The organism is Aeromonas salmonicida (assembly GCF_028355655.1).
Taxonomy (GTDB): domain Bacteria; phylum Pseudomonadota; class Gammaproteobacteria; order Enterobacterales; family Aeromonadaceae; genus Aeromonas; species Aeromonas salmonicida.
Genome location: NZ_CP110645.1, coordinates 444,454 through 460,618 on the forward strand (window position 1 = coordinate 444,454; position 16,165 = coordinate 460,618).

The window sequence follows — 16,165 nt, forward strand, 5'->3', positions numbered from 1 at the left end:
TCCGGCGGCCACACGCGGGCCAGGGAAGCAGGTTGGGCCCGCGAGGTGTCGTAACCTATTTGCTCAGGGATTGCAGCCAGTTCGCCAGCTTCTCATGGGGGCTGCCGGGAATCGGTGGCGCGGGGGCGAGCAGGTGATAGCCGGTGTCATCCGGGATGAATCCGAGCGGGGCGGCCAGCAGGCCGGCGGCGACATCGTCGCACACCAGCCGGTAGGGGCCGATGGCGACGCCAAGGCCCGCCACGGCGGCCTGCAGGCTGAAGTAGAAGTGTTCGAAGGTCTGGGTCGGCGCCTCATCGCTTGTACTCTGTCCGGCCTGTTCCTGCCAGCTTTGCCAGGCGGCGGGACGGGTCTTGGTGTGCAGGCGGGGGGCCGAGGGGCGCAGAGCCGGCAGCTCTCCTCCTTGCTCGAAAAACTGCGCCACCTTGCCCGGCTGGCAGACGGGCCCTGTCTGCTCCTCGAACAGCGGCTGGCTGTAAAGGTCATCAGGCCAGTGAAAGTCATTGCGCCGAATGGCGAGATCTATGCCGCTGCCGAAGCTGAGGGCGCCGCCGCCCGCCATCAAATGCACGTCCAGCTCGGGATGCAGGGCCTGGAAGGCGGGCCAGCGCGGGATCAGCCAGCGCATCAGCAGGGTGGGTTCGCAGGAGATGACCAGCGACTGGGGCTTGCTCTGCTGGCGTAGCGCCTGCGCCGTCTCCCGGATCCTGCCCAGCCCTTCCTTTACGGCCTCATGGAGCCTGCTGCCCGCCTCGGTCAGAAAGACCCGGCGCTGGCGGCGCTCGAACAGCCCGATCCCCAGATCCTCCTCCAGCAGGCGCACCGCCCGGCTGATGGCGCCATGGGTGAGATGCAGCTCATCGGCGGCGCGGCTGAAGTTTTCGGTGCGGGCAGCCACTTCGAAACAGCGCAGTGCCGTCAGGGAGGGGAGGGAGAGGTCTTTCTGTGAGTTATTATCACCATTCATGTCAGAAGTTATCGTTCGTTATTAGTGTGGATGCCAAATAAAATAGCCGATATCTCTCAGCATCAGGATTCTTTTTCATGACCGAACTGTTAGCCGTAGTAGCCATTACCTTCTTTGCCGTCATCAGCCCTGGGCCCGATTTTGCCATGGTGTCGCGCAACAGCCTGTTGCTCTCCCGTCGCACCGGCGTGCTGACGGCGCTCGGCATAGCGGCCGGGGTCTGCGTCCATGTGACCTACACCCTGCTGGGGGTCGGCCTGCTGATCCAGCAGTCGCTCTGGTTGTTCAACCTCATCAAGCTGGCGGGGGCCGCCTACCTCATCTTCCTCAGCATCAAGATGTTGCGCGCCAGGCCTGTGACCCATGAGGAGATGGCCAGCCAGCCGACCCTCTCCAGCCTGGGGGCACTGCGCACCGGGTTTCTGACCAATGTGCTCAACCCCAAGACCACCATCTTCATCGTCAGCCTGTTCATGCAGGTGGTACAGCCGCAGACGCCACTTGGCGTCCAGCTTGGCTATGGCGCCTTCATAGTACTGGCCCACGGGGTCTGGTTCAGTGCGGTGGCACTCTTCTTCTCCACCGCGTCGGTACGGGCCCGTCTCTTGGCGGTGCGCCACTGGATTGACCGGGTGTTTGGCGGCTTGCTGGTGGGGTTCGGCATGCTGCTGGCACTGACCCAGCAATCGCGCTGAGGGAGTGGGGGAGTCATCCCCCTTATCCACCCCCGACTGTAGGGGCTTGTTTTTCATGCCTTGTGGTCCGCTTTTCGGTAGAATTGCCGCTCATTTAGAAGTCAGATGAGGCGCGGTATGACGGTCAAGTTCCAGGCATTTCACAGCATCAAGGCGATCAACAATCGGGAGGTGCTGTTCAACTGGTCCAAGACCAACCCCCTCGGCGCCCTGGATCAGGTGTGGCGCCCGAAGAACCGCGACGAGCTGCAGGCGCTGCTGCGTGAATACCCGGAGCGCAAGCTGCGGCTGATCGGATCAGGCCTCTCCTTCGAACCCATTCACAGCGTCTATGCCGAGGGCAGTCAGGCACTGCTGGTGGATTTGCACCTGCTGCGCGGCCAGCTGGCGAAAACCGCCGATACCGTCACCTATCAGGCGGGCACGCCGCTCGATACCGTCTACGCCGAACTCATCGCCATGGAGCGGATACTGCCGGCATCCCCCGGTGTCATCGGCATCCAGACTCTGGGCGGGGCGCTCAGCACCGGCACCCACGGTCAGGGGCTGCACCAGTCCGCTCTGTGCGATGCGGTGGAGGCGATGACTGTGATGCTGGCCAGTGGCGAGATCGTCCGGGTGGATCGCACCGATCCGCGCTTCGGCGCCTTCGTGATGGGGATGGGCATGCTCGGCATTCTGCTCGACGTCACCCTTCGCACCGTGCCAAACCGCATCATGCGCTGCACCAAGTTCACCACCGATTACCCCTTCCTGCTGGCGCACAACGAGCGGCTCAACCGGGAGCACGGCTTCGTGAAGAGCTGGTGGTTCGCCTGGACCGGAGAGAGCCACATCTGGCTGGTGGATCCCGCCTCCGAGGAAGAGGTGGCCCGTTACCGCGCCGCGGGTAGCGAGCCGCTGCTGCTGGAGGGCGACATAGATGCCCGCATGAACGCCACCATAGATGCCACCCTGCAGAAGATGGCGAAAGACACCAAGGATGAGGCGCTGGCGGGGGAGCACTTCGAGACGGTGCGCCGCTTCAAGGATGCCTCCGATCTGGTGGGCAACGTCTACCAGATCCTCTGCAAGGGGATACCCGCACCCCAGATCAACTGCGAGGTGGCGGTGCCGCTGCACCGCATGAACGAGGCGCTGGCGATCCTGCAAGCGTGGCAGCAGGCCAACCCGGGCGTATTGCACTACCCCTTTATCCTGCGTTGTACCGGTCCCTCCGAGGCCTGGCTCAGCGCCGCCTACGATAAATCGGTCTGCTGGGTCGGTTTCCTGGTCTATCTGGCGGCAGATGGCACCTTTGTCAACGGCTCCATGGAGCAGATGCGCGAACTGCAGCAACTGCTGGTGCCCCTAGGTGGCATCCCCCATTTTGGCAAGCATCTGGCGATGGATCTCTACGACTTCCCGGCCCTGCTGCCGCGCTGGAACGACTTCCTGGCCCTCAAGGGCGAGCTCGATCCCCATGGCCGCTTCGAGAACCGCTGGCTTAAGCGTCTGTTCGCCAACCGGTAAGGATTGAACATGACCCATATGCAAGATACCCGCGCGCTCATCACCCTGCCGACCAAGGGGGAGTCATCGATATGACAGATATGCAAGACACCCGGATCCCCGTAACCCTGCTGACCGGTTTTCTCGGCAGCGGCAAGACCACATTGCTCAACCACTGGGTCAAGCAGCCGGAACTCGGCGAGTGCGCCGTGCTGATCAACGAATTCGGCTCTGTGGGGCTGGATCACCATCTGGTGCAGCAGGTGGACGAGCAGGTGGTGCTGCTCGACTCCGGCTGCATCTGCTGCTCGGTGCAGGGCTCCCTGGTGGAAGCGCTGCAGGGACTGTTCATGCGCGCCATCCAGCGCAAGATCAAGCCGTTCAAAAGGCTCATCATAGAAACAACCGGTCTGGCCGATCCGGCGCCCGTGCTGTTTACCCTGCGCGAAGAGGGCTTTATCGCCCAGCGCTACCGCTTCGACGGCACAGTCACAGTGGTGGATGCTGGCCATATCGAACAGCAGCTGGCGGCCCAGTATGAAGCGGTGAAACAGGTGGCATTGGCGGATCTGCTGGTGGTGAGCAAGGGGGATCTGGTGGAGGACGATCAGCTGGCGCGGGTCGAGGCCCAGCTGGCCGCCCTCAACCCGGCGGCCCCCATCGAGCTGGTCACCAACGGCGAGCTGTCGCCTGCGGTGCTGGAGAAGCTCGGCGCCTACAACGAGGCGGCGGGGCGTGACGTGCGCCAGCTGCTGGCCTGGCTGCGCACCGAATCCCCCAAGCAGGGGCTGGCCTCGCCGATGCAGCCGAAGATGAAACCGTTCGCCGCCAAGGTGGGCACGGCCGCGCCGACCCACTTCGAGCACGGCAACATAGAGAGTTTCTCTTTGCGTATCGGCGAGCCGCTCAAGCCCTCTCGCCTGCTGGCGGCCATCGATGCGGTGCAGGCCCAATATGGCGATGCCCTGCTGCGGCTCAAGGGGATTTTGCAGCTGGAGGGAGAGAGCCAGCCTGTGGTGATCCACGGCGTACACGGCCAGCTCTATCCGCTGCAGGCATTGGGAGATTGGCCGGAGGGCAAGGCCCAGTCCCGGCTGGTGTTTATCGTGAAAAGTCAGGATAAGGCGGGGATAGAGCGGTTGTTCCTGGATACGCTCAAGGCCCCCGAGCCCAGTCTGGAAGAGCAGCTCAGAGCCATGCTCGGCCAGCCGGATGCCTGACAGGCTGATATGACCTGCTTTCGTGCGGGTCTTTTTTTATCTGAAGAGGAGGTGGCTGCTCATGCCCGATAGCACACACATGGTTACGCCTGCCCAACGCAAGTGGCTGCCGCCGCTGGCGGCGGTCGGCTTCTTCATGCAAACCCTGGATGGCACCATCCTCAATACGGCCCTGCCCAGCATGGCCGAAACCCTGGGGGAGAGCCCGCTGCAGATGCAGTCGGTGATCATCGCCTACATGCTGACGGTGGCACTGCTCATTCCCGCCTCTGGCTGGTTGGCGGACAGGTTCGGCACTCGCCGTATCTATCTGGCGGCTATCCTGCTGTTTACCCTGGGGTCTTTGGCCTGCGCCGCCGCCAATACGCTGCCCATGCTAGTGGCCGCACGGGTGTTGCAGGGCATAGGTGGCGCCCTGCTGATGCCGGTGGGGCGCCTCGCCGTGCTGAGGGTCTACAGCAAACATGAGTTGCTGCGGGTGATGTCGTTCGTCACCATTCCCGGGTTGGTGGGGCCGCTGATAGGCCCCGCGCTGGGAGGCTGGCTGGTGGAAGTGGCGAGCTGGCACTGGGTGTTTCTCATCAACCTGCCGGTGGGGATACTCGGCTTTATCGCCAGCTGGCACTTCATGCCCGACCTGCGTCAAGGCACGGCAAAGTTCGACTGGCAGGGCTTCGTGCTTTTCAGCGCCGGCATGGTGCTGGTGTCGGTTGGCTTGCAGGGGTTGGGTGAGCACAGCATCTCCACCGGTTGGGCGCTGTTTGCGTTGCTGTCCGGTCTGGCCGCCATGGCGAGCTACTGGCTCTATGCCGCCAATGCCGAGCAACCGCTGTTCAGTCTGGCGCTGTTCAAGACATCCACCTTCGCCATCGGTGTCTGGGGCAACCTGTTTGCCCGCCTCGGCAGTGGCGCCATGCCCTTCCTCACGCCGCTCTTTCTGCAACTGGGGCTGGGGTTCTCGCCGAGCAAGGCGGGGATGACCATGATCCCCACTGTACTCGGCGCCATGCTGACCAAGACGCTGGTAAACAAGTTGATTCCACGCATCGGTTATCGCCGCATTCTGATCGGCAACACACTGGCGCTGGGGGCCATGATCGCCAGTTTTGCCCTCATCGATAACCAGCTTCCCTATGGGGTGCTGCTGGGCTGGCTGATGGTGTTTGGCGCCATCAACTCATTGCAGTTTTCCGCCATGAATACCCTGACCCTGCAGGATTTGAGTCCGGAGCACGCCAGCAGCGGCAATGGACTGCTGTCGGTGGTGATGCAGCTCTCCATGAGCTTGGGGGTCGCCATCGCCGCCAGCCTGCTGGGGCTTTTCTCCGCCGGTTCGTCAGCCTCGGGTGGGCAGTGGCTGGCCGGTTTCCACCTCACCTATCTGTGCATCGGTCTCATGTCCATGCTGGCGGCGCTCATCTTCGCCCAACTGGCAAGCGACAAGGCGTGATCCGGTCGCTGTCGTCAGCAATCAGGCTTGAATCGTGGTGAGATAGCTGACCTGGCAGGGTAACTGGGCCAGCACTCGGGGCAGATGCTCGGTCGCCAGGATAAAGGTCTGCTCCGGGTGGCCCGGCGTCCAGGTGAAGGCATCATGGGCCAGCAGGGCCGAGTCCACCAGCAGGGGAATGTCAGCCCTCGGCAGGAAGGGGCAGACGGCTCCCGGCAGGCAGCCAATCTCTGCCTGCATCTCCTCGGCGGTGCAGATAGACGGCTTGGCACCGAGCGCGGCCTTGACCGCCTTGTTGTCGAGTCGCCCCCCTTGATGGGTCAGCAGCAGGGCGAAGCGGCCATCCTTGAACTTGAGAAACAGCGTCTTGCTGAACACCGCCTGCCAGCCAAAGCGGGCCCTGACTCTTTCGTCGGTGGCGTAGTCGAGGATGGGTTCGTGCTGATAGCGCTGGTGAGGCAATGGGGCCAGTAGCTGGCAGTTGAAGTCGTGAATGGTATCGAGCGGCATGGGGGTCTCCTGTGGCGAGCCCTATCCTGCCAGCCATGGCGGGCCGGGCCCAATCACACTTTCTTATGGCGGATAAGCCGCCTTGCAAGATGCAACAAGGGCACCCTAGGGTGCCCTTGTTGATTCAGTAATGCTGCAGCTCGCGCGCTTCCCAGTGAAAGGGAATGGGGCTGAGTCGCTGGGATGCCTTGTCGTAACCTTGCCACAGTTCGTCCAGCGTGCGGCCATCGACCGGGTGGCGCAGGCTCGGTGCCAGCTCGGCCAGCGGCCAGAGGACGAAGGCATTGGTGAGGATCTCGCCACGGGGTAGCGCGACCGGTACATCACAGACCTGATCGCCATACAGCAGCAGATCCAGATCCAGGGTGCGTGGAGCAAACTTCTTGGCATCCGGCTCGCGGCCGTGGGCAAACTCCATGGCACGCAGCCGTTGGCACAGGGTCGCCAGCGGCAGATCTGTGTCGGCGCCGACTACCAGGTTGTAGAAGGGGCGACCGGCAAAGCCAACCGCCTCGCTCTCGAATACCCGGGAGACGGTGAGCTCGTCAAATTCGGCATGCAGGGCATCGAGACCGGCGCGGATATGGTGCTCCCGCTCGATATTGGAACCCAGGCTGATGTAGATACGGGTCATGCAGTGCTCCCTGTTATCTGGTTGGAGCCCGGGCTGATATAGATGGTGGTCATCAGCAGGCGCTCGCAGCCGGAGTGCGATGGCGCAGTATCTCTACCCCGACGCCAGCCGCATTGGGGACAGCACCCGGTTTGGTCAGGGTGACCTTTACCCATTGCACCCGCTCGTCGGCCAGTACCAGCATGGCGACCTGTTCGGCCATGGTTTCGACCAGCTCCACCACCTTGCTGGAGGCGTGATCACAGATCTTGCGAGAGAGGGTGGCGTAATCCAGTGCCAGATTGATATCGTCGGTTGCAGCGGCGGGACGGTTGTCAAACCCCATTTCGAGGTCGAAACAGAGCTTCTGGCGAATGCCCTTCTCCCACTCATATACACCGATGGTGGTCAAAACCTCGAGTCCGCGAATAAACACCTTGTCCATGACAGTACTTCTTCTTTACTCTTGATGGGCTGTGATGACAGCGCAGGGATGCAGGCTCGGCAAGCAGTTTGCCGCGCGGTCGGTTTGGGCGACACGCCTTTGGGCAACCCCGAGCCAGAGAATGTGGCCCGCATCATACCCCATTCATATCGTGGTAAAAACGACCAAGATGACGGCCCTGACGATTTTGATGATTATTCTGGCCTACCTGGGCGGCTCGTTGTCCAGTGCCGTGCTGGTTTCCCGCATCACGGGTCTGCCGGATCCACGGGATCACGGCTCCCATAATCCGGGGGCGACCAATGTGTTGCGCCTCGGTGGTCGAGTGGCTGCGCTGGTGGTCTTGCTGCTCGATGTGCTCAAGGGCACGGCGCCTGTCTATCTTGCCTGGTATCTGCAAATCAAGCCCGTCTACCTCGGCTTTATCGGGGTTGCTGCCTGCCTGGGTCATATGTACCCCATCTTCTTCCACTTTCGGGGTGGCAAGGGGGTGGCGACGGCACTCGGCACCATGATGCCCATTGGCTTCACCATGGGGGGAGCCGTGATCGGCACCTGGCTGCTGGTATTGCTGGTGAGCGGCTACTCCTCGCTGGCCTCCATCATTACCGTGTTGTTTAGCCCACTCTTTACCTATCTGATCAAGCCGGAATACACACTGCCGGTTTCCCTGCTCTCCTGCCTCATCCTCATCCGCCATCACGAGAACATAGCCCGTCTGTTGAAGGGGGAAGAACCCAGAGTCTGGGGCCGCCAGGCACAGCGCCGACAGGAAGAAGTAGGGGAAATGGATGATGTTGCGCAAAAAAGAGACGAACGAGACAAAAAGTGAAATTTCCCGTTGACCACCTGCCTTAAAATCCGTTTAATAGCGCCCACGCCCAGATAGCTCAGTCGGTAGAGCAGGGGATTGAAAATCCCCGTGTCGGCGGTTCGATTCCGTCTCTGGGCACCAAATTTGGTGCCATGAAGTAAAAAATTAGTTCATGCACAGTGGTTTAAGTGTGCCGGCTTAGCTCAGTAGGCAGAGCAACTGACTTGTAATCAGTAGGTCACCAGTTCGATTCCGGTAGCCGGCACCATTTATATATTGCCCAGATAGCTCAGTCGGTAGAGCAGGGGATTGAAAATCCCCGTGTCGGCGGTTCGATTCCGTCTCTGGGCACCAAGTACAATTCCTCCTTAGTTCAGTCGGTAGAACGGCGGACTGTTAATCCGTATGTCGCTGGTTCAAGTCCAGCAGGAGGAGCCAACACAAAAGCCCAGCAGCAATGCTGGGCTTTTTCTTTGCCTGTTTGCCACGGCCATTGTCACCTACGCGTTGCGCAATAAGTGTTCGCCTGCGGGACAAACTGTCGCATCCATCCCCACTTATTCCTTCCCTGTCAGTGACTTGCCTTCTGTTTCTCGCCTAGTATGGTGACGTGCCGGGCGTTTGTCGCACCGCTTTTCCTGTGCCTGACCCGCCGTATCCGCCAGGGCTTTGTGCACCATGACTCTCAATCTGGCGAGGGCGAGACATCTTTGTGATCGAGGTAATGTATGAATGCAACCGAGCTTTGGCAGCTTTCTCCCGAACAGTTCAACGAGTGGCGCCGGGAGAATGACTATCCCTTGATTTGGGATCTGCTGGTGGCCTCGCTACCCCATTTCAGCGACTGGATGGCGGAGCAGAAAATAGAGGTTCTTTAGAGTCTCTTTGCATTTCTGGCTGACGGTTACCGTTCCATATTAGGTTCCGGTCCATATCTGGTCCGCTTGGCAACGCTATGTTTGTGGTGAATGGTGTCACTCAGATGAGTAGATAACAGCGTTCGCCGTCAGGCCATTTCTCCGGTCGCCAGCTCCGGTCTTTGCCGCTGAGAGTGTTGGCTATGGTAAGACCGGAGAGGCGCAACCAGAGGAAATGACAGGCAAGAGTGTGCGCGGACTGTGACCCTGATGTCAAAAGTTACCCCAGCAGAGTTGACCGGATATGCTCAATGCAGGTCTGGGGGATATCCGGTCGCTTCAATTTTATTTTGGAGGATCAAATTCTACGTCACACTCCCCAAGTTCTACGCCATTAATTCGAGGAGTTCCTTTTAGGCGAATACGGTACCCTTTGTAAATACCATAAAAAATCAATGCGGCTATCAATGTAGCGATGTAAGCAATCAGGCCAGCGCTCTCAACAACGCAGGCACATCTGGCCGTGCATAAAGGGGTGATCGAAGATGCTGGCACTTCATCAATGTTCGAGCAGTTTTTAAGGCGCTTCCACAGCTTCGAGTCCACCTCAAGCTTATGGTCAATGCAGCGAACAATAACTCTGTTCTTGTCTTTAATCAGTTCATCCAATCGGTTGTAGAAAGCATCGGTTTCTTCGTATTCCATATAGCGGCATTTCATCGCAGTCGATGATTCGGTCATATCTTAGGGTCCTGTATGGGATTATGACGTAAAGTATCAGTATCTATTTGTTTTTTAAACATATATTAAAACCATGTTCACCCAGAACATCAGGCCCTGCGCTATCCGCTCAGGGCCTTTTTCATATCCACGATCCAAAGGACAGAGCATGTTTATCCACCAAATTTTGCGCAAACAAGTAGCCGCGATCAGTATCAAGCCAATGAGAGACGGCAGTGTCGACTTCACGGTTAAGGGCAGCACCAGGGGGGCAGTCAAAGGCGCACTCACCGGAGCTGGTGTCGGTGCCAAAGGCGGTATCCCTGGAGCCGTCGCAGGCACCATCATCGGTGGAGCTATTGGCTACATCACCGGCCCAGCGGACTGAGGGAGGTTAGCCATGGATGAGTTTATTCAAGAAGGGAAATACGCATCTCACGAAACGCTCAAGGGTTATGCCTACAGCTGGCAGACGCTGAGCTTGCTGATGCAGGAGGTCATCATGAATGGAATGTATGTTCCTGAGTTCCTGCCAGATGAAAACCAGCCTGTGCTGCTGGTCGTGATCAAAGAGGCGACTGTCCTCAAGGCCAAGTCCCTGCACAGTGAAGCGCCCGAAGTATTGATCTCGATAGCATCCCATATAGGCGAGTTAGTCCGGGATGATGACAACGGTTACTACGCTGACTATTGGCGGTTAGCAGCGGGAACGATCAAGCTGATCGACTGCGCTGAAGATGCCGTGTTTTGGCTGCCTCTCCCAGAAGTGGAAGCATGGGAGCCCTATAGCTTCACTGGTTACGGCACTCCGTTCGATGCCCTGTCAGCTCCACTCCCTGTATTCCAGCATCTGGCCTTCGTTCTAAAACCTGAACAGGTACAGCCCGACTTGGGCACCACCATCTACCTGAAGTCCACTATCTGATTTATCCGAGGATCCCAATATGAATAGCAAGACCAACAAGCAAGCCGCCAGCCAGCAGACCAATACCCAGCCCGAGAACAAGGCCTGCGATAAACCCGCGCTACCTGCCAAGGTTATCTTGACCAGTGGTGTCGCCATGTTGCTCTCGCCAGGCTCAACTACCACTGTGGGCTATGAGATAGGCCATGAACCTGAACAGTCTGAGCTGTTGATCCGTCTGACCGGCAGCAGTGGCGGTGGCCTCTGTTCCAAGGAGTGGTTCGGCTTGGCGCAAGTCGTCGATCTGCTGAATGAGCAACAGCCGGACAAGGCATTTACCTCTGGCCTGTTCAAGGTGATCTGGCACTTCAAGGGCAGTAGCAATAATGCAGGGTTTCTGGCTGCCGTACTGCGCCATCTAGAATTGACCAAGGTAGCGCCGGAAGTGCGGTTCGGTCATCTGATCACGGGCAAGCATACCGAGTGGTTTGATAGCCTCAAGACCAAGCTGCCAAAGGTCAGCACCACCAACTAACCCACGTCGTCAGCCTGCTCTGTTCCGTCACGCGAATCCCCACCTTTCAGTTAAAGAGAATCCAATATGAAACCTACCCTCGTTATCACGGGCTTGCCTGTGAGGATAAGTCACGACCTGCAAACGCTACTAGAGCAGGCCATCAGCTCGGCGCTGGAGGATCGCCCAGACGAGATTCCGAATGGCGCCACACCAGCAGCCCTGACCCTCAACTATCGAGATCCAGACTACAGCGCAACAACTGGAGGCTATCACCCAGTCGAGATCTGTCTTGAACGCTGTGATGACGGCTGGCATCTGCGCTACGTCACCGACTTCGCCTATGTGGGCCAAGGCTGGTCCACCGAGCTTGCCAAGGAGTTGGATTTCGATTTCAGCATGGGCGAGTACACCCATTCGTTGATGGGTGAAATGTCACTGGCAGAGGTGAATGAGTGGTTTGAGCTCTGGCAGCTTAACTTTTGCTGCTACGTGCAGATGGACGTATTCGCCCTGACGGTGACGCCAGACTGACGCCGAAGACCGGATATCGACCGGAAAGCCGTTGGCCGCGAGTGGGTAAACCATCAGCGGCCAACATCACCACCAACAGATAAATCATTACCACCAGACCGGCACAGGGATCCGACCTCCCTGTGCTGTTTTTTCTTGGGGCAATGCCAGCCCCCGCTCACACCAGTTAACAGGAGTTCAACTATGTCAGATCTCCCATCTCGTTTTCGCTTCACCCAAAAGGCGATTGAAGCGCTGCCACCCAATCCCGCAAATGCAAAATCCACGGAGGCCGAATACAGCGACACCCAGATCTCGGGGCTCAAATGCTTGGTGGGGAAAGGGGAGGGCAATAAGAAGTTCCTGATGCGGTACCTGTGGCATGGCCGCAAGCGGGCTATTGCCATAGGCCGCTTTCCAGACGTAGACCTGAACACGGCCAGAGAGATTGCCACAGACTATAAACGACTGCTGTCACAGGGCATCGACCCCAAGCAATTGAAGGAGGATAAACGGCAAGAGCTCACGTTGCATGAGCTGTTCCAACTGTATTACCTGCCTTATGCCAAGCACCATAAACGTTCTTGGCAGAACGACGAGCAGCGATTCCGGGATCACCTGCAACCGGCGCTTGGCTCTCGGCTGTTATCGGAAATCAATCTGGAGCAAGGGCAGGCGTTGCAAACCAGCCTGATGTGCCAGTGCAAGCCCGCGACCAACAACCGGATCACCACCTTGCTCAAGGCCATCCTGACGTGGAGTGTACGGATGGGGTATCTGGAACAACATCCATTGGTCTACCTGAAGACGCTCCCCGAGAACAACCAGCGAACCCGATTCCTCGATAAGGCTGAGATCCGGCGTTTGTTCATGGCAGCGGATGCTGACGAGAATCGCTATGCAGGGCAGTACGTCAAACTGCTGTTGCTGACGGGGCTACGAAAAGATGAGCTGAGGCTGGCCAAGTGGGAGCATATCGACAAGGTGCATCAGACGCTGTTCATCCCGCACACCAAGAATGGCAAGAGCCGGATCCTGCATATGAATCACATGGCTATGCAGGTTTTGCAGGATACACCGGTGATAGCGGGAAACCCCTACCTGTTCCCTGGTCAGAAGCCGGGACAACCGTTGAACAACGTCACCAAGCCATTTAACCGGATGCTGAAACGAGCACAAATCGAAGGGCAAGTATGTATTCATACCTGTCGTCATTCGGTTGCAGCGTTGATTGTCTCCAGCGGTGGCACCTTGTATGACGTACAGGCACAGTTGGGTCATTCAAGCAGCCAATCCAGTCAGCGGTATGCCCACCTACACGCCAGCAGATTGCGCCATACCAGCGCACAAGTGGCGAACTGCGTGGAGCAAGCGTTAATCGCTCCCAGCTCAGTCAAAGCGGAGTCGATCGCCTTGCAACGAGCAGGATAAGCAAGCAAATGCAGGGAGTATCCCGGAGGTATCGTTGCCTAACTCGCCAGCCCTTTACCTCGGGGGCTGGCGAGTTTTTTGGGCGTGATAGATGTGGCTGTCTCGTGGAGGCCTAGAGTCTCTGTGTGGCTGAGGAGAATGGTATGCCGGGGTATACGGGCCGCGCCCGTAGGGCATCAACACATGGTAGAGGCACTGTTTATATATATGTCTGAATAGGGAGTGTGGTGCATTAAGACTCTCATAGCACACTAGCGAGTTTAATAAGAAAGGGAACAGATAAATATGGCATATTTATTAATTTTTGAGCGGGTTTGGTGGATGGCGTAAATATAATAACAGCCAACGGTTCACGTTGGCTGTTATTATTTTGGTTGTTAAATCAACAATGAGGGAGATAGTGGCTTCCAATTTACTAAGGCCGCAGGCTTGAATGTCACAGTCATAGCTTTCAGGTCGGAGTTATACCGCACGAGCATCATTACAGATTTTGCACCTTTAGATAACTCGTAGTAATCGACACCACCAAATATTCTATTTATTATTTTATGCGGAGGATGTGAATGTAAAGGTTCGCCAAAGCGCTCGCGTACAGAAGGTTTAGACATATCAAGCCACAGAGGAGCTGGCATCTCATTTGGAAATGTATATTTATCATTACGCTCATCAATCAATCGTAATGTCATTTCGATTAGCTTTTGATCTGCTTTGTCAAATGTCAGGAGAACTCCTTCCTTCGCCATATCAAGAGTTATGACAGGGCTGCCAGAATCGCCTTTTGGCTTGGTTTTATATGGAATAAAACCACTATCAAACAATTCTTGATATGTTTTTCCAAAACCATTAATTAAAAATTTCACATCGACAGTCATTAATACCACCCCTGAGACTTATTTATTTTATGCATTTTGTCACGAGCCTGCTCAAGCTCAGCGTCGCTAAAACCCTCATCACGAAGGTAAGGCTTTATTGCGTCGAAGTTATTATCCACTGCTTTTCGTAAATCACTGGAATCTTTTATGATCTGAGCTCTATCATTGCGAGTGTTTCGTCTGCCATATGTCTCACTATACTTCTGATGAACTGAAGCTGGAATAATAATAGATGCGACGTCTTTTTTGTATGACTTAATTAAGTCTTGGTCCATGTCTGAATCAAGACTTTTTAAGTACGCCTCTATAGCAGCTTGTGAAGGCATATGATCAGCATGAGTACCATTTCGGGGTCTCCCCTCGAAATTGCGGAAAAGATCCACCTCCAGCAACTTAACAGGCGGCTTACTAAATACCAAATAAAGCGGAGGAATACCCAAGGACGCAGGGAAGGTAATGATGCAATCTTCAAGGTCATCACCAGTAGCCGGAAATGTCTCAAGTTCCGCATCCGGCGCATCCGGGATGGGGCGCACCAGAATATTCGACACCTCCAGACCATCCCGCTCAGGGTAGTAGCTGCTGGCATCGGGCACTTCACCACTGCTATCAGGGTACCAAGTGAGCGTAGGCCCACCGGGGATCGCAGCGACAATGGCACTACCTTCTTGCCGAGCTTGCACGATTGGCACTGAATCCATCCCAGATGAGGCGCTAGTGTGGATCCCATAGACCTGCATTCGACCCTGTTCATCTTCGATAAACCGGAAGCGGACCCGGGTAGCTGCACGGCTCATCGCTTGCAACTGCTCGTCGCTGTAGAGGGTGCCATCACCAAGATCAGAGGGCCAAAATGCCATCAGAAATGCTCCTGATGCAGCTCCACTGGTACGCAAGGCCCAGGCGCCCAACTCGGTGGGCAAGCTACCAGATATCCTTCCAAGTGCGACTTCACTTGCCGTACTTGTGGCAACAGCACTGGTCATTTAGTGCCTCCTTGTTTGGCATTCGAGGGGAGCGGTGCGAGCACTACGGCTTTGCCAAACATGGCTAGCGGTTCAGGCCCTGCAGCGGCCTCAATAGTTGTCAAAGGCACAGAGCTGGACTTGGCGAAAATGAAGGGAGTCGCTTTCTTGATCACCGGTGCAATAACGCTGGACTCAACTTGTTTGAACTCGTCACCGACTATCACTGTGCCCGATCCAATGATCACACCACCACAATCAACAGCGCCGCCAGTAATTGCTAAGGGCTTACCATTAACAAGAACCGTGGATGAGCCAGCGGCAATTTTACGCGGATGGGGCGGATTGTTCGGCTTAGCGTGGGGGGCTAGTGCATCTCCTACCCGAGCGGCTGGAATGCCATCAATAAAGACATCTGGAGAGCCTTCGATAATGGGCGTAGGAGGAAAGCCATCATGGTCAGTGCCAATATCACCAATCTTGGCAGCGTGCTTAGACATATCTGCTCCATTGATTCAAATGAATAGCACTTTATTACAGCTTTGCACGTTTTTGAAGCAATTCAACGGTTGCGCACAGCTCGTTACGCCAAATTGAGACCGACTTGGCATTGAGGTTGAGGTGCCAAAGCATAAGCGTTTCCTAACAAAAACCTAACACTGACTGCCCGGAGGGAGCTCGGCTGTACCAACCCGACAAGGCAGCGGAACGAGGTCTAGCTAGTCAGGCAAGAGGAGATAGCCAAGCCCGTTTCTGAAGCAAAGAAGCAGGAGCCAAAGACAGGGGAATTGTGCTCGTGCCCAAAACGCCATGGCGCAGATCAGAGATGCAAGGAACCACTTCGCACAGGGGAGGGGGCAATAGTTACTCTACCCCAACGTGCATAGGACACCACCCCAGCACTTCATGCGGGGTATGGCCGCAGAACAACCGGAGTCTGCGCGAGTACCCCATTTTTGCGCATTTTGGGTCAGCCTCCGGCCTCGAACGGTGATCTGTCGCTGGTCATTCTCAGACAGGAAGAGAGGCCGGAGAACCTTCGTTATTTGCAGTCTTCACTGAACCTTGCGCACGCAGAGCCACCCGTTTATCAATCTAAAGCAGGATCCGGCTCGCATTATTGGTGTCGATACCCTCATCCAAGCGGGTTGGGGAAAATGCAAAAGCTCGGCCACCAATGCCAA

At 56.9% G+C, this 16,165-nt stretch carries 17 protein-coding genes, 4 tRNA genes and 2 pseudogenes; 15 read left to right on the forward strand and 8 right to left on the reverse strand.

Annotation, left to right across the window (positions count from 1 at the left end):
- Nucleotides 1–55 precede the first annotated feature (55 nt).
- Nucleotides 56–967: a LysR substrate-binding domain-containing protein gene (locus tag ONZ54_RS02175; protein WP_271787352.1), complete on the reverse strand. Its 912-nt coding sequence runs from the start codon at nt 965–967 to the stop codon at nt 56–58.
- 77 nt (nt 968–1,044) lie between these two features.
- On the opposite strand from ONZ54_RS02175, the gene ONZ54_RS02180 reads away from it, so the two are divergent.
- From ONZ54_RS02180 to mdtD, 4 genes are all read left to right on the forward strand, one after another.
- The gene (locus ONZ54_RS02180; protein ID WP_271787353.1) at nt 1,045–1,662 is read left to right on the forward strand and encodes a LysE family translocator; all 618 of its coding nucleotides are present in this window, start codon (nt 1,045–1,047) and stop codon (nt 1,660–1,662) included.
- A 117-nt stretch (nt 1,663–1,779) separates the two neighbouring features.
- The gene (locus ONZ54_RS02185; RefSeq protein ID WP_271787354.1) at nt 1,780–3,174 is read left to right on the forward strand and encodes a D-arabinono-1,4-lactone oxidase; all 1,395 of its coding nucleotides are present in this window, start codon (nt 1,780–1,782) and stop codon (nt 3,172–3,174) included.
- Between the two features lie 71 nt (nt 3,175–3,245).
- Nucleotides 3,246–4,373, forward strand: coding sequence for a CobW family GTP-binding protein (locus tag ONZ54_RS02190; protein WP_271787355.1), 1,128 nt, complete (start codon nt 3,246–3,248; stop codon nt 4,371–4,373).
- Between the two features lie 61 nt (nt 4,374–4,434).
- The gene (gene mdtD / locus ONZ54_RS02195; protein WP_021139016.1) at nt 4,435–5,823 is read left to right on the forward strand and encodes a multidrug transporter subunit MdtD; all 1,389 of its coding nucleotides are present in this window, start codon (nt 4,435–4,437) and stop codon (nt 5,821–5,823) included.
- 21 nt (nt 5,824–5,844) lie between these two features.
- Here the strand turns inward: mdtD and ONZ54_RS02200 are convergent, their stop codons facing one another.
- From ONZ54_RS02200 to folB, 3 genes are all read right to left on the reverse strand, one after another.
- Complete coding sequence (locus tag ONZ54_RS02200; RefSeq protein WP_059113474.1) at nt 5,845–6,333, reverse strand: YbaK/EbsC family protein; 489 nt, start codon at nt 6,331–6,333, stop codon at nt 5,845–5,847.
- Nucleotides 6,334–6,457: 124 nt separating this feature from the next.
- Entirely contained in the window at nt 6,458–6,967 is a 510-nt protein-coding gene (gene folK, locus ONZ54_RS02205; RefSeq protein WP_271787356.1) for a 2-amino-4-hydroxy-6-hydroxymethyldihydropteridine diphosphokinase, read from the reverse strand.
- A gap of 52 nt (nt 6,968–7,019) precedes the next feature.
- Complete coding sequence (gene folB, locus ONZ54_RS02210; RefSeq protein ID WP_059113476.1) at nt 7,020–7,391, reverse strand: dihydroneopterin aldolase; 372 nt, start codon at nt 7,389–7,391, stop codon at nt 7,020–7,022.
- 169 nt (nt 7,392–7,560) lie between these two features.
- On the opposite strand from folB, the gene plsY reads away from it, so the two are divergent.
- The 6 genes and pseudogenes from plsY to ONZ54_RS02240 all read left to right on the forward strand — a co-directional run.
- Complete coding sequence (plsY, locus tag ONZ54_RS02215; RefSeq protein ID WP_265466634.1) at nt 7,561–8,223, forward strand: glycerol-3-phosphate 1-O-acyltransferase PlsY; 663 nt, start codon at nt 7,561–7,563, stop codon at nt 8,221–8,223.
- A 47-nt stretch (nt 8,224–8,270) separates the two neighbouring features.
- Nucleotides 8,271–8,346 (forward strand) — tRNA-Phe (locus ONZ54_RS02220).
- A 51-nt stretch (nt 8,347–8,397) separates the two neighbouring features.
- Nucleotides 8,398–8,473, forward strand: a tRNA-Thr gene (locus ONZ54_RS02225).
- Between the two features lie 10 nt (nt 8,474–8,483).
- Nucleotides 8,484–8,559, forward strand: a tRNA-Phe gene (locus ONZ54_RS02230).
- A gap of 8 nt (nt 8,560–8,567) precedes the next feature.
- A tRNA-Asn gene (locus tag ONZ54_RS02235) sits at nt 8,568–8,643 on the forward strand.
- Between the two features lie 290 nt (nt 8,644–8,933).
- A pseudogene (locus ONZ54_RS02240) lies at nt 8,934–9,074 on the forward strand (potassium channel family protein); the annotation flags it as partial.
- A 333-nt stretch (nt 9,075–9,407) separates the two neighbouring features.
- Here ONZ54_RS02240 and ONZ54_RS02245 read toward each other — a convergent pair.
- Nucleotides 9,408–9,803 carry a hypothetical protein gene (locus ONZ54_RS02245; RefSeq protein WP_271787357.1) on the reverse strand — a complete coding sequence of 132 codons (396 nt, stop codon included), beginning with the start codon at nt 9,801–9,803 and terminating at the stop codon, nt 9,408–9,410.
- Between the two features lie 148 nt (nt 9,804–9,951).
- On the opposite strand from ONZ54_RS02245, the gene ONZ54_RS02250 reads away from it, so the two are divergent.
- The 5 genes from ONZ54_RS02250 (at nt 9,952) to ONZ54_RS02270 (ending at nt 13,144) form a co-directional block, all read left to right on the forward strand.
- Nucleotides 9,952–10,170, forward strand: coding sequence for a hypothetical protein (locus ONZ54_RS02250; protein ID WP_271787358.1), 219 nt, complete (start codon nt 9,952–9,954; stop codon nt 10,168–10,170).
- Between the two features lie 12 nt (nt 10,171–10,182).
- A complete protein-coding gene (locus ONZ54_RS02255; protein ID WP_271787359.1) occupies nt 10,183–10,707 on the forward strand; it encodes a hypothetical protein in 525 nt (174 codons plus the stop codon).
- A gap of 19 nt (nt 10,708–10,726) precedes the next feature.
- Entirely contained in the window at nt 10,727–11,221 is a 495-nt protein-coding gene (locus ONZ54_RS02260; protein WP_271787360.1) for a hypothetical protein, read from the forward strand.
- Between the two features lie 66 nt (nt 11,222–11,287).
- Nucleotides 11,288–11,734, forward strand: a complete 447-nt coding sequence (locus ONZ54_RS02265) for a DUF2787 domain-containing protein (protein WP_271787361.1) — start codon at nt 11,288–11,290, stop codon at nt 11,732–11,734.
- Nucleotides 11,735–11,917: 183 nt separating this feature from the next.
- Nucleotides 11,918–13,144 (forward strand): tyrosine-type recombinase/integrase, encoded by a 1,227-nt coding sequence (locus tag ONZ54_RS02270; protein ID WP_271787362.1) that lies wholly within the window; start codon nt 11,918–11,920, stop codon nt 13,142–13,144.
- Between the two features lie 377 nt (nt 13,145–13,521).
- Here the strand turns inward: ONZ54_RS02270 and ONZ54_RS02275 are convergent, their stop codons facing one another.
- From ONZ54_RS02275 to ONZ54_RS23200, 3 genes and pseudogenes are all read right to left on the reverse strand, one after another.
- A complete protein-coding gene (locus ONZ54_RS02275) occupies nt 13,522–14,016 on the reverse strand; it encodes a DUF6392 family protein (protein WP_271787363.1) in 495 nt (164 codons plus the stop codon).
- Nucleotides 14,016–15,002: an S-type pyocin domain-containing protein gene (locus ONZ54_RS02280; protein WP_271787364.1), complete on the reverse strand. Its 987-nt coding sequence runs from the start codon at nt 15,000–15,002 to the stop codon at nt 14,016–14,018. The genes ONZ54_RS02275 and ONZ54_RS02280 overlap by 1 nt, the downstream gene beginning before the upstream one ends.
- A 206-nt stretch (nt 15,003–15,208) precedes the next feature.
- Nucleotides 15,209–15,481 (reverse strand): annotated as a pseudogene (locus ONZ54_RS23200) (type VI secretion system PAAR protein); the annotation flags it as partial.
- Nucleotides 15,482–16,165: the final 684 nt, after the last annotated feature.

Coding starts and splice junctions, on each gene's coding strand:
- ONZ54_RS02175 (WP_271787352.1), bottom strand. CDS start 967: ATGAATGGTGATAATAACTCACAGAAAGACCTCTCCCTCCCCTCCCTG.
- ONZ54_RS02180 (WP_271787353.1), top strand. CDS start 1,045: ATGACCGAACTGTTAGCCGTAGTAGCCATTACCTTCTTTGCCGTCATC.
- ONZ54_RS02185 (WP_271787354.1), top strand. CDS start 1,780: ATGACGGTCAAGTTCCAGGCATTTCACAGCATCAAGGCGATCAACAAT.
- ONZ54_RS02190 (WP_271787355.1), top strand. CDS start 3,246: ATGACAGATATGCAAGACACCCGGATCCCCGTAACCCTGCTGACCGGT.
- mdtD (WP_021139016.1), top strand. CDS start 4,435: ATGCCCGATAGCACACACATGGTTACGCCTGCCCAACGCAAGTGGCTG.
- ONZ54_RS02200 (WP_059113474.1), bottom strand. CDS start 6,333: ATGCCGCTCGATACCATTCACGACTTCAACTGCCAGCTACTGGCCCCA.
- folK (WP_271787356.1), bottom strand. CDS start 6,967: ATGACCCGTATCTACATCAGCCTGGGTTCCAATATCGAGCGGGAGCAC.
- folB (WP_059113476.1), bottom strand. CDS start 7,391: ATGGACAAGGTGTTTATTCGCGGACTCGAGGTTTTGACCACCATCGGT.
- plsY (WP_265466634.1), top strand. CDS start 7,561: ATGACGGCCCTGACGATTTTGATGATTATTCTGGCCTACCTGGGCGGC.
- ONZ54_RS02245 (WP_271787357.1), bottom strand. CDS start 9,803: ATGACCGAATCATCGACTGCGATGAAATGCCGCTATATGGAATACGAA.
- ONZ54_RS02250 (WP_271787358.1), top strand. CDS start 9,952: ATGTTTATCCACCAAATTTTGCGCAAACAAGTAGCCGCGATCAGTATC.
- ONZ54_RS02255 (WP_271787359.1), top strand. CDS start 10,183: ATGGATGAGTTTATTCAAGAAGGGAAATACGCATCTCACGAAACGCTC.
- ONZ54_RS02260 (WP_271787360.1), top strand. CDS start 10,727: ATGAATAGCAAGACCAACAAGCAAGCCGCCAGCCAGCAGACCAATACC.
- ONZ54_RS02265 (WP_271787361.1), top strand. CDS start 11,288: ATGAAACCTACCCTCGTTATCACGGGCTTGCCTGTGAGGATAAGTCAC.
- ONZ54_RS02270 (WP_271787362.1), top strand. CDS start 11,918: ATGTCAGATCTCCCATCTCGTTTTCGCTTCACCCAAAAGGCGATTGAA.
- ONZ54_RS02275 (WP_271787363.1), bottom strand. CDS start 14,016: ATGACTGTCGATGTGAAATTTTTAATTAATGGTTTTGGAAAAACATAT.
- ONZ54_RS02280 (WP_271787364.1), bottom strand. CDS start 15,002: ATGACCAGTGCTGTTGCCACAAGTACGGCAAGTGAAGTCGCACTTGGA.